The sequence below is a fragment of the Collinsella sp. AM44-11 genome (assembly GCF_003467145.1).
Classification (GTDB): domain Bacteria; phylum Actinomycetota; class Coriobacteriia; order Coriobacteriales; family Coriobacteriaceae; genus Collinsella.
This window is the reverse complement of record NZ_QSFE01000001.1, coordinates 240476-255861: the sequence shown is the minus strand read 5'-3', so window position 1 is coordinate 255861 and position 15386 is coordinate 240476. Positions and strand designations below refer to the sequence as shown.

The 15386-nt window shown below is 62.1% G+C and carries 13 protein-coding genes; all 13 read left to right on the top strand.

The window, feature by feature from the left end; all coding sequences use genetic code 11:
- Position 1: 1 nt before the first annotated feature.
- The 13 genes from lepB (at position 2) to rpsB (ending at position 15372) form a co-directional block, all read left to right on the top strand.
- Positions 2-565 carry a signal peptidase I gene (gene lepB / locus DW943_RS01220; RefSeq protein ID WP_055250011.1) on the top strand — a complete coding sequence of 188 codons (564 nt, stop codon included), beginning with the start codon at positions 2-4 and terminating at the stop codon, positions 563-565.
- Between the two features lie 59 nt (positions 566-624).
- Complete coding sequence (locus DW943_RS01215) at positions 625-1536, top strand: glycine--tRNA ligase subunit alpha (RefSeq protein WP_006236091.1); 912 nt, start codon at positions 625-627, stop codon at positions 1534-1536.
- Positions 1537-1539: 3 nt separating this feature from the next.
- Complete coding sequence (glyS, locus tag DW943_RS01210; protein WP_117861945.1) at positions 1540-3636, top strand: glycine--tRNA ligase subunit beta; 2097 nt, start codon at positions 1540-1542, stop codon at positions 3634-3636.
- A gap of 34 nt (positions 3637-3670) precedes the next feature.
- Positions 3671-4546: a pyruvate, water dikinase regulatory protein gene (locus DW943_RS01205; protein WP_117861944.1), complete on the top strand. Its 876-nt coding sequence runs from the start codon at positions 3671-3673 to the stop codon at positions 4544-4546.
- Positions 4547-4838: 292 nt separating this feature from the next.
- Positions 4839-7589: a pyruvate, phosphate dikinase gene (gene ppdK / locus DW943_RS01200; RefSeq protein WP_117779093.1), complete on the top strand. Its 2751-nt coding sequence runs from the start codon at positions 4839-4841 to the stop codon at positions 7587-7589.
- 212 nt (positions 7590-7801) lie between these two features.
- A complete protein-coding gene (gene rplS / locus DW943_RS01195; protein WP_006236098.1) occupies positions 7802-8143 on the top strand; it encodes a 50S ribosomal protein L19 in 342 nt (113 codons plus the stop codon).
- A gap of 93 nt (positions 8144-8236) precedes the next feature.
- The gene (locus DW943_RS01190; RefSeq protein ID WP_055250018.1) at positions 8237-9025 is read left to right on the top strand and encodes a ribonuclease HII; all 789 of its coding nucleotides are present in this window, start codon (positions 8237-8239) and stop codon (positions 9023-9025) included.
- A 189-nt stretch (positions 9026-9214) separates the two neighbouring features.
- Positions 9215-9700: a YraN family protein gene (locus tag DW943_RS01185; RefSeq protein WP_117766661.1), complete on the top strand. Its 486-nt coding sequence runs from the start codon at positions 9215-9217 to the stop codon at positions 9698-9700.
- Positions 9700-11223: a YifB family Mg chelatase-like AAA ATPase gene (locus tag DW943_RS01180; protein ID WP_117766659.1), complete on the top strand. Its 1524-nt coding sequence runs from the start codon at positions 9700-9702 to the stop codon at positions 11221-11223. The genes DW943_RS01185 and DW943_RS01180 overlap by 1 nt, the downstream gene beginning before the upstream one ends.
- A complete protein-coding gene (locus tag DW943_RS01175) occupies positions 11223-12155 on the top strand; it encodes a DNA-processing protein DprA (protein ID WP_117766711.1) in 933 nt (310 codons plus the stop codon). The genes DW943_RS01180 and DW943_RS01175 overlap by 1 nt, the downstream gene beginning before the upstream one ends.
- 14 nt (positions 12156-12169) lie before the next feature.
- Positions 12170-13507, top strand: coding sequence for a methylenetetrahydrofolate--tRNA-(uracil(54)-C(5))-methyltransferase (FADH(2)-oxidizing) TrmFO (gene trmFO / locus DW943_RS01170; RefSeq protein ID WP_117766657.1), 1338 nt, complete (start codon positions 12170-12172; stop codon positions 13505-13507).
- The gene (locus DW943_RS01165) at positions 13504-14424 is read left to right on the top strand and encodes a tyrosine recombinase (protein WP_117861943.1); all 921 of its coding nucleotides are present in this window, start codon (positions 13504-13506) and stop codon (positions 14422-14424) included. The genes trmFO and DW943_RS01165 overlap by 4 nt, the downstream gene beginning before the upstream one ends.
- A gap of 219 nt (positions 14425-14643) precedes the next feature.
- Positions 14644-15372 (top strand): 30S ribosomal protein S2, encoded by a 729-nt coding sequence (gene rpsB / locus DW943_RS01160; protein WP_006236109.1) that lies wholly within the window; start codon positions 14644-14646, stop codon positions 15370-15372.
- Positions 15373-15386 lie beyond the last annotated feature (14 nt).

The following is a 15386-nucleotide window of genomic DNA, read 5'->3' as shown; positions in this document are numbered from 1 at the left end:
AATGGTTCCATCGCAGCATTCCGCGTTGAGGGGCGCTTTTGAGTGGGTCGCGGTCATCGCGATCGCGCTCGTGGCCACCTTCCTGATCCGCACCTTTGTGGTCGAGCCCTTTGTGGTACCCACCGGCTCCATGGAGGACACGATCGAGATTGGCGACCAGATCCTGGCACAAAAGGTGAGCCTCGAGCTCGGTCAGCCCGTCAAACAGGGTGATATCGTGGTGTTCCACAACCCCGATGCCACTTCCGAGCATGATGTTCTTGTCAAGCGTGTTATTGCCACGGCCGGCCAGACGGTCGACCTGCAGGACGGCAAGGTGGTCGTTGACGGCCAAGCGCTCGACGAGGACTATACGACGGGCATGAGTTGGCCGCTTTCGGTCCAAGCGCCTGGCGCCCAGGTGAGTTATCCCTACACCGTTCCCGACGGGTGCGTGTGGGTGATGGGCGACAACCGCGAAAACTCTGCCGACTCGCGCTACTTTGGTCCCGTCGATCGCTCTGATTTGATCGCTGTGGCGCTTGTGCGCTACTGGCCGCTCAACCGCATCGGCGCTATCGACTAAAAACCGCTATAGTACAGTACCTAACCGTGTAATCGTTTCGACGAGGGGATATTAGAGGCATGAACGCTTCATCGCTTTCCTTCCAAGACATCATCCTGCGCCTCCAGCAGTACTGGGGCGAGCAGGGCTGCGTCATTATGCAGCCCTATGACTCCGAGGTCGGTGCCGGTACCTTCCATACCGCGACCACGCTGCGCTCGCTCGGTCCCGCCGAATGGCGCACCTGCTATGCGCAGCCCTGCCGCCGTCCCGCCGACGGCCGCTACGGCGAGAACCCTAACCGCATGCAGCACTACTATCAGTTCCAGGTGCTCATTAAGCCCTCTCCGGTTAATGCTCAGGAGCTTTACCTGGGGTCTCTTGCTGCCATTGGCCTGGACCCCAACGACCATGACGTCCGTTTTGTCGAGGACGACTGGGAGAGCCCGACGCTGGGCGCCTGGGGCCTTGGCTGGGAGGTCTGGCTCAACGGCATGGAGGTCACGCAGTTCACGTACTTCCAGCAGGTGGGCGGTATCGAGGTCGACCCCGTGCCCGTCGAGATCACCTATGGCCTGGAGCGTATCGCCATGTACGCTCAGGGCGTCAACTCGGTCTACGATCTGGTGTGGAGCTATCTGCCCGACGGCACGCCCATGACCTACGGCGACGTGTTCCTCGAGAACGAGCGCGAGTTCAGTGCCTATAACTTTGAGGTCGCCAACGTCGAGATGATGCGTCAGAAGTTTGACGACTACGAGGCCGAGTGCCATTCCTGCCTGGAGCGCAAGCTGCCGTTGCCGGCGTACGACTGTGTCATGAAGTGCAGCCACGCCTTCAACCTGCTCGATGCCCGCGGCGCCCTGTCCGCGGTCGAGCGTGCCAACTACATCCTGCGCGTCCGCGCCGTCGCCAAGGCGTGCTGCGAGGCCTACATGGCCGAGGTCGCCGGAGTCAACGAGAATGCCGACCAGGAAGGCGAGGTGGCGTAAGCCATGGCAGACGCTAAGGATTTCCTGTTTGAGATCGGTACGGAGGAAATGCCCTCTGCACCGCTGGACAATGCCGTCAAGCAGCTTGGTACCATGATCGCCAAGGGTCTCGACGAGGCCGGTCTGGCCCACGGCGAGGTCCGCGTGATCTCGAGCCCGCGTCGCCTGGCTGCGCTCGTTGCCGACGTTGCCACCGCGACCGATGAGGTTCACGAGGTCAAGTGTGGCCCCGCGGCAAACATCGCCTTCGACGCTGACGGTAACGCCACCAAGGCCGCCCAGGGCTTCGCCCGCAAGTGCGGTGTGGCTGCCGAGGACCTGGTCCGTCGTGAGGATACCGACGGTCGCGAGTATGTCTTTGCCGAGAAGAACATTCCCTCCGCACCGGCAACCCCGATCCTGACGGCCCTGTGCGAGAAGACCATTGCCGGCCTGCAGTGGCCCAACTACCGCTCCCAGCGCTGGGGCCACGAGCACGCGACGTTCGTGCGTCCGGTCCGCTGGATTTGCTGCCTTCTGGGCGAGGATGTTGTGCCTGTGTCATTTGCCGACGTGACGAGCGGCAACACCACGCGCGGCCATCGCGTGCTCGGCCCCGGTGACCACGTTGTCGCCAGCCCCGCCGCCTACGAGCAGGTACTCGAGGACGCCGGCGTGCTTTCTGCCGAGCGTCGTCGTGAGGCCATCCTTGCCGGTATCGCCGAGGTCGAGGCCGCTCGCCCCGGCTGCCATGTCGACACGCCCAAGAAGGTCTTTGAGGAGGTCATTAACCTCTGCGAGTGGCCGACGGTGCTCGTCGGTACCTTCGACGAGGAGTTCCTCAAGGTCCCGCACGAGATCATCTGCGAGTCCATGCTCACCAACCAGCGCTACTTCCCGATCTATGACGGCGAGGGCAAGCTTACGCGTGAGTTCGTGGTCGTCTCCAACAGCAAGCCCGAGAACGCCGAGCGCGTGATCGACGGTAACGAGCGCGTCGTGCGCGCCCGTCTGGACGACGCTAAGTTCTTCTACGAGGAGGACCTGAAGATCTCCCTCGACGAGTTCCGTGAGCGCCTGTCCAAGGTCGCTTTCCAGGAGAAGCTCGGCAGCGTGCTCGCCAAGTCCGAGCGCATCGAGCAGCTCGCGCTCGCCATCGCCCGCGAGGCTCACCTGGGCGCCCATCTTGCCGCCGACGCTGCTCGCGCCGCGCACCTGTGCAAGGCAGACCTGGTGTCCAACGCCGTCGTCGAGTTCACGAGCCAGCAGGGCGTGATGGGTGGTTATTACGCGACCGCGATGGGGGAGAACGACGAGGTTGCCCACGCCATTCGCGATCATTATCGTCCCCGCTTTGCCGGCGACGAGCTGCCAGAGGGCACCGCTGGCTGCATCGTGGCCTGCGCTGACAAGCTTGATACCATCGCCGGTATCTTTGCCATCGGCGAGCCCCCGACTGGCTCCTCCGATCCCTACGCGCTGCGTCGTGCCGCTATCGGTATCATCAACATCCTGCGCGACCGTCTGTCGATCGACCCCACGTCGCTCATCGACTTTGCGCTCGAGCTCTATAGCGAGCAGGGCATTGAGTTCGACGCCGCCGAGGTCGCCCAGCAGGTTCGTGACTTCTTCCATGGCCGCCTGGTGAGCATGGCCCGCGACGAAAAGATCCCGGCCGATACCGTTGCCGCCGTCTCCGCGGTGCACATTATCGCCCCGTCCGTCTTCTTCGCCCGCTGCGCCGCCCTCGACGAGGCCCGCAAGAACGACGCTGAGACGTTCGACAACCTGGCGACCGCCTATGCCCGCGCCGCGCATATCTCCAAGCCCGAGCTGGGTGCGGAGTACGACCGCGCCCTGATGGGCGAGGTTGAGCTTGCGCTCGCCGACGCCTCCGAGGCTGCTCAGACCGCCGTCGATGCCGCCCTTGCTGCCGAGGACTACTCGACCGCATTTGCCGCCCTCGCCGCCCTGCGCGCGCCCATCGACCGTTTCTTCGATGAGGTCATGGTCATGGACAAGGACGAGCAGCTTCGCGATAATCGCCTTAAGCTGCTCAACCGCTTCGAGGCCGTTTTCTCCGGCATTGCCAACATCGGTGAGCTTGCCCGCAAAAAGTAAGCCAGCCTGCGCATAAGCGCAAAAGGAGCCCCGCATGGATTGCCCGGTCACCGCTCGTCCCACCGTTATCGTTATCTCCGACTCGCTCGGCGATACCGCTTGTGAGGTGGTGCTTGCGGCGTCCGGGCAATTTGATGAAGGGGCTTTTCGCGTTTTGCGCCTGTCCAAGGTGACCTCCGTGGAGCAGGTCAAGTCATTTGTGGGGCCGCGCGTCGATGCCGACCATCGCGATGTCGCCGTGTTCCATACCATTGTCGATCCGGCGCTTCGCGCCCGCGTGCTCGATTACCTGGGTATGCTGCATATCCGTTCGGTCGACCTGATCGGCCCGACGCTTGCCGTGCTGTCGTCGCTCATCGGTGTGCCGCCCAAGTGCGTTGCGGGCGTGATTCACAAGACCGATGACCGCTATTTCCATCGTATCGAGGCCATGGAGTATTTCGTTGAGCACGATGACGGGCGCGGTTGCGACGATCTGTCGGGTGCCGATATCGTGCTGCTGGGTGTGTCGCGTACATCCAAGACGCCGCTGTCGATGTATTTAGCCTATCAGGGCTACAAGGTCGCCAATGTCCCACTGGCGCATGGCATGGAGCCGCCGAAGTCGATTTACGAGGTTGACCCGATGCGGTTGTTCGGCTTGATTTCGACCGTCGACGTCATCTCCGAGATTCGCGATAGTCGCTTGGGCGATGACTATGCCCGTGCCGTCGCCGGCTCCTATGCCGAGCCCGAGAGCGTGCGCAGCGAGCTTGAGGAGGCCCGTGCCCTTATGAAGCGACTGGGCTGCTTTGTGGTGCGTACCGACGGCAAGGCGATCGAGGAGAGCGCCTCCGAGATCATCGTTCACCTCGAAGAGATTCAAGAGGCAAGAGCCCGTCGTGCCGCCCGCCGAGCTCAACAGCAGTAGTCCTTTCTGGGATGACAAGGTAGCTAAAATTGCTCGTCTCAAATTGACTAGTTTTGATAAAGCGATTTAGCAGTTTCTACCACTTTTGACCTGCAACTCCCTTGCATTGGTATCTTCATAATGTAACCACCTTTACCTACCGTTTATCGCTACATTTACCACGTTTACCAAACCCCGCGCCCTCTACGCAAGCCTGGTCAAACGCCCGCCGTATAGTACCCTCACGGCTCGCATCCGGCGGGTCGATTCGTCACCACGGTCGTGCGCGTAAGCGCATGGAAGGGGAAGCATCGTGAGCGATTGCAAGAGGGTTTACCGTTTTGGAACCGACGCCCAGGGCACCTGTGTCACTGAGGGCGACAAGTCCATGAACTTCGTGCTTGGCGGCAAGGGCGCAAACCTTGCCGAGATGAGCCGAATCGGTCTGCCGGTTCCCGGTGGCTTTACCATTACCTGCCAGACCTGTGTCGAGTACTCCGGTGCCGACAACGTCTGGCCCGAAGGCGCACTCGATGAGATCGTTGCCGCCGAGGCCGACCTCGAGGCCCGTTGCGGCAAAAAGCTCGGCGACGCCTCCGATCCGCTGCTCGTGTCGGTTCGCTCGGGCGCTCCGTTTTCCATGCCCGGCATGATGGACACGGTCCTCAACCTAGGCCTCAACGACGACTCCGTTCAGGGTCTCATCGCCCAGACGCAAAACCCGCGTTTTGCCTGGGATAGCTATCGTCGCTTTATCCAGATGTTCTCCAACGTCGTTATGGGTGTTGACGCCGATCTGTTCGAGAACGCGCTGACCCAGGCACGGCTGGTCTCCGGCGTTCGCGTCGATTCCGAGCTTTCGGCCGAAGACCTGCAGGAGCTCGTCGAGACCTTTAAGGGCATTTTCTCCGAGAACGTCGAGGCCGCCCTGTACCCCGAGCTCGAGGTCGCTGACGGCAAGCCCGTCTTCCCACACGATCCAGAGCTCCAGCTGCGCCTTGCCATCCAGGCCGTCTTTGGCAGCTGGATGAACGAGCGCGCCTGCATCTACCGCAAGCAGCACGGCATTTCCGACGAACTCGGCACCGCCGTCAACGTCCAGGCCATGGCCTTTGGCAATAAGGGCGAGACCTCTGCGACCGGCGTCGCCTTCACGCGCAATCCGGCCGACGGCACCAAGGAGTTCTACGGCGACTTTCTGGTTAACGCCCAGGGCGAAGACGTCGTCGCCGGCATTCGCAATACCGAGCCCATCGCCGACCTAAAGACCACCCCGGGCCTCGAGTCTGCAGGCGAGGAACTCGAGCGCGTGTTCCTGACGCTCGAGGATCACTATCGCGATATGTGCGATATCGAGTTCACTATCGAGCAGGGCAAGCTCTGGATGCTCCAAACCCGCGTGGGCAAGCGTACCGCTACTGCCGCCCTGCGCATCGCCATCGAGATGGTCGAGGAGGGCCTGATCACCCGCGAGGAGGCCGTGAGCCGCATCGACCCCGCGCAGCTCGACCAGCTCCTGCACCCGCAGTTCGACGCCTCCAAGAAGTATGAGGCACTTGCTACCGGCCTTAATGCCAGCCCCGGTGCCGCCGTGGGCGAAGTCGTGTTCTCGAGCGACGATGCCGTCGCGCGTTCCGCCGAGGGCCACAAGGTCATTCTGGTTCGCTGGGAGACCAACCCCGACGACCTGAAAGGCATGGTCGCCGCCGAGGGCATCCTGACCAGCCACGGTGGCAAGACGAGCCATGCCGCCGTTATCGCCCGCGGCATGGGTACGCCCTGCGTCTGCGGCGTCGAGCGCTTCCATATCGACGCCGCCGAGAAGATCGTGCACATCGAGGGCAGCGACCGCGTGCTGCACGAGGGCGATGTCATCTCCATCGACGGCACCCAGGGTATCGTCGTCGACGGCGCCGTTGACCTGGTCTCGGCCGAGCTCACCGGCGACCTGGACACCATCCTGTCCTGGGCCGATGAGATTCGTCTGGACGAGACCTCTGGCCACGCCAACCATGTGCGCGTCAACGCCGACAACCCCGAGGACGCTGAGCTCGCCCTCGAGTTTGGTGCCGAGGCCATCGGCCTGTGCCGCACCGAGCATATGTTCCTGGGCGATCGCAAGAACATCATCCAGAGCTTTATCCTGTCCGACGACGAGGCCGTGAAGCAGCAGGCCCTGGCCGACCTGCTCAAGGTTCAGACCGAGGACTTCCTGGCGATGTTCAAGACCATGTCCGGTCGCGATGTGGTCGTTCGCCTGCTCGATCCGCCGCTTCATGAGTTCCTGGATAGTCCTCGCGAGCTCGAGGTCGCCATCACCAAGAAGGAGGCCGCTGGCGCCAGCGAGGAAGAACTTGCCGCCCTGCGCGCCCGCCTACGTCGCATTGACGGCATGGTCGAATCCAACCCGATGCTCGGCCTGCGCGGTGTGCGCCTGTCAGTAGTCTTTAGCGATCTGCCGCTCATGCAGGTTCGTGCCGTCGCTACGGCTGCTGCCCGCCTGATCAAGGAAGGCGGCGACCCGCGCCCCGAGATCATGGTCCCGCTCGTTTCCATCACGGCCGAGCATGTCCAGACCCGCGAGGTCATCGAGCGCGTGATCGCCGAGGTTTCCTCCGAGGAGGGCGTCGAGCTCAACATTCCCGTGGGCACGATGCTCGAGCTGCCGCGTGCCTGCATGGTCGCCGACGAGATCGCCCATCATGCCGACTTCTTCTGCTTTGGCACCAACGACCTCACGCAGACGACCTTCGGCTTCTCTCGTGACGACGCCGAGGCCAAGTTCATCCCCCTGTACATGCACAAGAAGATCTTGAAGGACAACCCTTTCGAGACCATCGACGCGGCGGTGCTCGAGCTGGTGCGCATGGCCGTCGAGAAGGGTCGCGCCACCAACCCCGACATGCACTTTGGTGTGTGCGGCGAGCACGGCGGCGACCCCAAGTCCATCAAGGCCCTGTTTAACGTGGCCGACGTGGACTACGTATCCTGCTCGCCCTATCGCGTGCCCCTCGCGCGCCTAGCTGCCGCCCAGGCCAAGCTCGAGGCCAAGCGTTCCGCCTAGCGTTTAGCGTTTAGACGCCTAGCGTAGCCCCCCCCTTCATACCGCCCGTCTCATTCGTGAAGCGGGCGGTTATCATGTGCGGGTTTTGTCTTTTTGTCTGCGCAAAAAATTGTTCTTGCAGCAGAAACCCGCGCGTGTATACTCGAATACGTTTGTTCAACTACGTGCCGGCCAAGGTGGTACGGCACCTCTAGAAGAGTAAGGAATTGCACATGGATTACATCCGCGCAATCGAGCGTCAGCAGATCCGCGAGGACATTCCTCAGGTTCGCGTCGCCGACAACGTCAAGGTTCACTACCGCATTAAGGAAGGCGACCGCGAGCGCATCCAGGTTTTCCAGGGCGACGTCATCCGCATGGCCGGCGCCGGTGCCCGCGAGACCTTCACCGTCCGCAAGATGTCCTTCGGTGTCGGTGTTGAGCGTACCTTCCCGCTTCACAGCCCCAAGATCGCCAAGCTCGAGGTCGTTCGCCATGGTCGCGTCCGTCGCGCCAAGCTGTACTACCTCCGCGACAAGGTGGGCAAGGCTGCTCGCATCCCCGAGAAGCGCTAAGAAGATCGCAGCGTCTGTCCACTCGTTTGGACACGAGGGTCACCTTCGGGTGGCCCTTCTTTTTATCTGATTTGCATGCAAGGAGGGTCTGGTATGGCCAACATGACGAGCTCGGTTTCGGCATCGCAGGTTGCCGGCGAGCTGGCGAGCGCCACGTTCGAGGAGATTCCCGCCCTCGTGGAGCATTATCGCGAGGACCCGCGCCAGCAGGTGATCAAGGCTTGCGAGCGTGCTCTTAAGCGCCATGCCAAGGAACTTGCCGAGCGCGAGCGCGTCAATGACATGTACGAGCTTATGCATGAGCTTGGCGGCGATGGGGTGGTCGTTGGTGTCGACGAGGTAGGTCGCGGATCGGTGGCCGGCCCTTTGACGGTATGCGCCGTCTGTCTTCCTATGGAGCCGCGCGTCTGGGGTATCAACGATTCCAAAAAGCTCACGCCCGCGCGCCGCGAGTTGCTCTCGGTGAAGATAGCCGAGGTGGCGACTGCCATCGGCTTTTGCCATATCGCGCCGAAGGATATCGATGAGATGGGCATGGCCCGTGCTATCCGTACTGCCGTTGCGGGCGCCGTGGCCGATACGGGACTTGAACCCGACTGCGTCCTCATGGATGGCAACCCCTTGGGCGCCGTTCCTAACGAGCGCGATGTGGTGAAGGGCGATGCCAAAATCGCCTGCATCGCCGCGGCGTCCATCATGGCCAAGGTCACGCGTGACGAGATGATGGTCGAGTACGACGCCGAGTATCCCGAGTACCATCTGGCCGAGTCGAAGGGCTATGCAAGCCCCGAGCATATCGAGGCCATTCGCAAACATGGACTTTGTCCACTGCACCGCGTGAGCTTTTGCGGAAACTTTCTGCAGACTGAGCGCCTTTTCTAGGTCAATTGTGGAGACAGGGACCTCAGGGGTTTTATAAACCTGCTGGTAGCGGGCCGTATGCAACACCATTGCTGCGTACGGCCCGTTTTTTGACGGCATTTGGTCAGCTTTTGGTTTGCTTCCGGTACTTACCCGCATGAAAGGTGCCCTCATCATCGGGGCAATGCAGTGTGCGGGAAAGGAGACCCCATGAGTGCCGCAAGCAAAAAGAGCAAGACGCAGCAACTCAAGGAGCGTTGGGAAAACGGCGAGCTCGACTGTGGGGCGATGACGCCCGACTTTATCAAGGGACTCAGTCCCCGCGAGCTGGGCATGCTGGGCGAGCTGATCACCATCGACTACTTTAACGAGCGCGGCTACACCTTGCTGGAGCAGGGTTATCGTTGCACCGAGGGCGAGGCCGATCTGGTGCTGCTCGATGAGCTCGACGATGTCGTGGTGATGGCCGAGGTCAAAACCAGACGAGTTGCACTGGATTGCAGCACGCGGGTCTTTCCCGAGGAGGCCGTGGACGCCCAAAAGCAACGCCGCTACCGCCGCATCGCAAGTTGCTACCTCATGGAGCATTATCCGCTCAAGGCGATTCGCTTCGATGCCGTGGGCGTCACCATTCGTGGCGGGCATATCGCCGAGATCGAGCATCAGTACAACGCGTTCGATTGGCAGGTGTCGTGATGGCGTTCGAGACGTTTGCCGTTCACGCGGCCTGCATCCGCGGCGTCGAGGCGATTCACGTCACGGTCGAGGTCTCGCTTGCCGGTGGCGTTCCGGGCATCCAGATGCTCGGCATTCCGAGCATGGAGGTGATGGAGTCACGCGGTCGTATTCGCTGCGCGATGCGCTCCGCCGGGTTCGAGATCCCGCGCTCGGGCATTACGGTCAATCTGGCGCCTGGCGATATTCGCAAGACCGGTAGCGGCTTTGATCTGCCCATCGCCATCGCGGTATTGGCGGCCGATGGTCAGATTCCCCGCGACAACCTCGATCGTTGTCTTATCGCTGGTGAGCTTGGCTTGGACGGTACGGTGCTTCCTGTCAAGGGCGAGGTGGCGTTTCAGCTATTGGCGCGTGATATGGGGCTGTCCTTTATCGCCGGCAGGTCCGATCAGCATGTGCCGCTTGCGGGCGTGGATTGTGGATTCATCGATCATTTGTCTCAGCTTGCCCATGGCATGGGCGATGCCGCGCGGCACTACTTGGATTCTGAAGTGCTCGAGGCGACCTTTGAGCCCGAGCTCGACTATGCCGACGTACTGGGGCAGGAGGTCGCCAAGCGCGGCATGGCGCTTGCGGCGGCAGGAGAACTCGGCTTGCTCATGATCGGGTCCCCGGGATCGGGCAAGACGATGCTCGCGCGTCGTATGACCGGCATCCTGCCCGAGCTTTCCGTTGAGGATCAACAGGAGGCGCTGTGCATCCATTCGGTTTTGGGTGAGAACATCGATGGCTTGTTGGCGGGGCACCGGCCCTTCCGCAGTCCCCACCACAGTATTTCGACCGCAGGTCTTATCGGCGGCGGGCGCCCAGTGCACCCGGGTGAGATCAGCCTTGCTCATGGCGGCGTGCTCTTTTTGGACGAGCTTGCTGAGTTTCCCACGGGTGTGCTGCAGACGCTGCGTCAGCCCATCGAACGCGGCTATGTGAGGATCGTGCGCGTCGACGGGGCCTTTACCTTCCCGTCGCGCTTTCAGCTGCTGGCTGCGAGCAATCCCTGCCCCTGCGGTTTTTTGGGCGATCGCGAGGTACCGTGTCGCTGCTCAGCGGCGATGGTCGAGCGCTATCGGTCTAAACTGCGCGGTCCTTTGGCCGACCGTATCGACATGATGATCGATGTGACCCGTCCCGACCCCCAAGTGATTATCGAGGGTGCGGAGGGTATGTCGTCTGCCGAGTTACGTGACTACGTTGTGCGCGGTCGCGCTTTTCGCGCCTGGCGCGAATCCCGTATGGACGATGCGGATGCCGAGGCCGAAGATGACGAGACACGGTCCATTGACGGCGTCGTTTCGACCTTTGAGCTCGATGATGCGGCGGAGAAGTGTGTGCTCGGCCTGTCGAAGCGCACACATCTCACGGGTCGCGGCATCGTGCGCCTGGTGCGTATCGCGCGTACCATCGCCGACGTCGCCGAGAGCGAGCAAGTGACGCAGGACCACGTGCTCGAGGCAGCGATGTACCAGGGAAGGAGGGACCAATGATGGCCGAGGGGACCTACGAGCTGCATCCAGGTGATGCGTTGTATCCCGAGACCGTTTTGGAGCTTTCTGATGTACCCCAGACGCTCTATGTGCGCGGCGACCCCGAGGTGCTTTCGACGCCCGCGCTCTCCATCATCGGCGCGCGCAAGGCCTCGCCGTATGGTCTTGCCGTGGCAGAGCTTGCGGCAAAGGTGGCGGTCGAGGCGGGAGTGACGGTAGTTTCGGGCGGCGCGGTCGGTTGTGACCAGGCCTCGGGTTGGGCTGCGGTCAACGCCGGCGGCAAACACGTCGTGGTGCTGGGGACGGGCGCCGACGTGGTCTACCCGCGCTCGAGCGCGGGGCTTATTATGCGCACGCTCGATACGGGTGGCGCGGTCGTGTCGATCTCTCCGTGGGGCATGGGCCCGCGCAAGTTTGCCTTTCCGCGCCGCAATCGCGTGATCGCGGCCCTGTCGCAAGCCCTCTTTGTTTCCGAGGCGGGTATGCCTTCCGGGACGTTTTCTACAGCCGAGGCTGCTATGGATTTGGGGCGCGAACTTCTTGTCGTGCCGGGGTCGATCCTATCGCCCGAGTCGCGTGGCACGAATTACCTCATTGCGAACGGTGCCTGCTGCATCATCGACGAGGAATCTATCGAGATGGCTATCTCACGCATCTACGGCACCCTGCGCTACTCGCGCCCCGATGCTCCCGGCATTGCCGACCTGGATCCAACACAGCAGACCGTGATGCATGCGCTCATCGCCTCTCCGCTCAAGGTCGACGACATCGCGGCGCTTGTCTCGCTCGATGCTGTCGGCGTACTCAAACTCTTGGGTTCGCTTGAACTCGAGGGCCTTATCGAGCGCATGATGGATGGAAGGTATGCGCCCTCCAAGTTTGCCCTTCACGCTCAGACACCCTTCGGTCACAATGGAAAACATGTCAATTAGAAAGGTGTTTGCAGATGCTGTTTGATCAGGTGACGGTTATCGGTGGCGGTCTGGCGGGTTCGGAGTGCGCGATTCAGCTGGCAGATCGCGGGTTCGCCGTAAGGCTGTGCGAGATGCGCCCCCAGGTTAGCTCCCCGGCCCACCATACCGATCACCTGGCAGAGCTCGTCTGTTCCAATTCGTTTAAGTCGACCCGTCCGGATTCCGCGGCTGGATTGCTGAAGGCCGAGCTTGAGCGCATGGGTTCAGTCCTGCTCGATTGCGCCCATCGCGCGGCTGTTCCCGCCGGTGGCGCCTTGGCGGTCGACCGCGTCAAGTTTTCCGAGTTTGTCGAGGCCGAGGTTGCCGCCCGTCCCAATATCGAGATCATTCACGGCGAGGTCACGCAGATTCCCGAAGGTCACGTGGTCATTGCCGCCGGCCCCTTGTGCTCGCCGGCGCTGAGCGAAGAGGTCATGAAGCTCGTCGGTGGCGACGCCCTTGCGTTCTTCGATGCCGCGGCGCCGATCGTCGATGCCTCCACGCTCGATATGGACGTGCTGTTCTCGCAGTCGCGCTACGAGGAGCAGGGGAGCGGCGACTATCTCAACGCTCCGCTCAATAAGGAGGAGTACGAGGCCTTTATCGAGGCGCTTACCACGGCCGACCGCGTGGTGCTCAAGGACTTTGAGGGCGGCGATCTGTTCCAGGCCTGCCAGCCTGCCGAGGAAGTTGCGCGCACCGGCAAGGACGCCATTCGCTTTGGCGCCATGAAGCCTGTCGGCCTCACCGATCCGCGAACCGGTCGTCGTCCCTGGGCGGCGATTCAGCTGCGTGCCGAGAATAAGGAGAAGACCGCCTATAACCTGGTGGGCTTCCAGACCAACTTGACCTTTGGCGAGCAGAAGCGCGTCTTCCATATGGTGCCGGGCCTGGAGAACGCTGAGTTCTTCCGCTACGGTGTCATGCACCGTAATACCTTTGTCGACGCCCCGCACGTGCTCGATGGCACCTTTGCCGTGCCCGGCACCGGCGTGCGCCTGGCCGGTCAGATCACCGGCACCGAGGGGTACATGGAAGCCGTGGCGACGGGTCTGCTCGCGGCGCTCAACACCTATGCCGAGGCTATCGGGGCCGCGGGCGTCGAGCTGCCGCGTGTGGGCGCCCTGGGTGCGCTCGTGGGCTATGCGACCGATCCTGCCACCGTGGGCTATCAGCCTATGCATGTCAACTTTGGCCTGGTGCCGCCACTCGAGGATGGTAAGCGCCGCAGCAAGCGCGACCGCTACCAGGCCTATGCGGACCGTGCGCTCGAGGCCCTTGATGCCTATCTGGCCACTCGCCCCGATTTGTTTGGAGGCGACCGGTCATAGCCTTTGACCTGTACGACACCGTCGACTCGTTTATCGCCTATATCTCACGTGTCGAGGGACTTTCTCCCAACACGGTGACGGCCTATGGCTCGAGGCTGGAGCGTTTTGCTGCCTGGTGCGAGCGTGAGGATATAGATGCTTTCGCTGCCGACGTGCGCACCATTCGTCGCTATCTTGCCGAACTTTCGCGTGAGCAGGTGTCTCCCCGAACGCTTGCGGCACACCTGTCTGCCATTCGCTCGCTCTATCGGTGGATGGCTGCCGAGGGGGTCGTGGAGGGCGATGTGGTCTCGGCAATTTCCTCGCCCAAGCTCCCGCGCGATCTACCCGGTGTGCTGACGACCCAACAGGTGGAGGCGCTGCTCAAGACGCCTGATACCTCAACACCCGCGGGACTGCGCGATGCGGCGATGCTCGAGCTGCTCTATGCCTCGGGCGCCCGTATCTCTGAGCTCGCAGCACTCAATGTGGAGTCCATTGTGTGGTCCGAACGCACGCTGCGCCTGTGGGGCAAGGGGAGCAAAGAACGTATCGTCCCTCTGTATCGTCGCGCGCTCGAGGCGACGCGTCTCTATATTGAGGAGGGGCGGCCGGAGTTGCTCGCTCAGGCAAAGCGCCGTGACCCCACTACCGGGCCGCATCCGCTGCTTATATCGGCGCGCGGTAATCACATGAGTGCCGCCATGCTCAGGCGGCGGTTCCATACTCTGGCGACACTCGCCGGCATTCCGGCCGACATCGCCCCGCATGCGATGCGCCATACCTTTGCGACCGACTTGCTCGAGGGCGGTGCGGACCTGCGCTCGGTTCAAGAGCTGCTGGGTCATGCGAGCCTGTCCACGACGCAGATCTACACGCACCTCACGCCCGATCGGCTCAAACGTGCCGTGGCTCAAGCCCATCCCCGAGGCGAATAGTGGCTGGGACGTCCCGCGCCGCACTCAGGTGTGTGGTTTTGATTGCGGGTTGGCACGAAGATGCATTCCTGCTATTATTCATCGGGTTGCTTCACGGCAACATGTTTTTATCACGCACGCGCGGCTACTTCATACCGTGGTGCCCGGGCTTTGGTAGCACATGTCCGGGTTGGTTTTGGAGGATGACCCCGCGCGGAGGCAAACCACAGGAGGTTTAACATGGCTACCAAGATTAATATCCGCACCCTGCTCGAGGCCGGCTGCCACTTCGGTCACCAGACCCGTCGCTGGAACCCCAAGATGAAGCCGTTCATCTTCGGTGAGCGCAACGGCATCTACATCCTCGACCTCAAGCAGACCATCCTCGACGCCGACCAGGCCTACACCTTCGTCAAGAACGTCGCCAAGGGTGGCAACGTGCTGTTCGTCGGCACCAAGAAGCAGGCTCAGGAGGCCGTCAAGAACGCTGCTGAGCGCGCTAATATGCCCTACATCAACCAGCGTTGGCTCGGCGGTATGCTGACCAACTTCGTCACCATCCGCTCCCGCATCAACCGCATGGAGGAGCTCGAGGCCATGGTCGAGGACGGCCGCATGGCAGTGCTCCCCAAGAAGGAGCAGGCTGTGCTCGGCAAGGAGCTCACCAAGCTCCAGACCAACCTCGGTGGCGCCCGCGACATGAAGGGTCTGCCCCAGGCTCTCTTCGTCATCGACACTAAGCGCGAGGAGAACGCCATCAAGGAGGCTCAGCGCCTGAACATCCCCGTCGTCGCTCTGATCGACACCAACTCCGATCCCGACGAGGTCGAGTACGGCATCCCCTGCAACGATGACGCTATCTCCGCTGTCACCCTTATGTGCGAGCTCATGGCTGACGCCTGCCTCGCTGGCTCCGGTAAGGAGCAGGTCTCCGAGGCCGAGATGGCCGCTGAGCCCAAGGCCGAGTAAATCAGTCTTAGTTA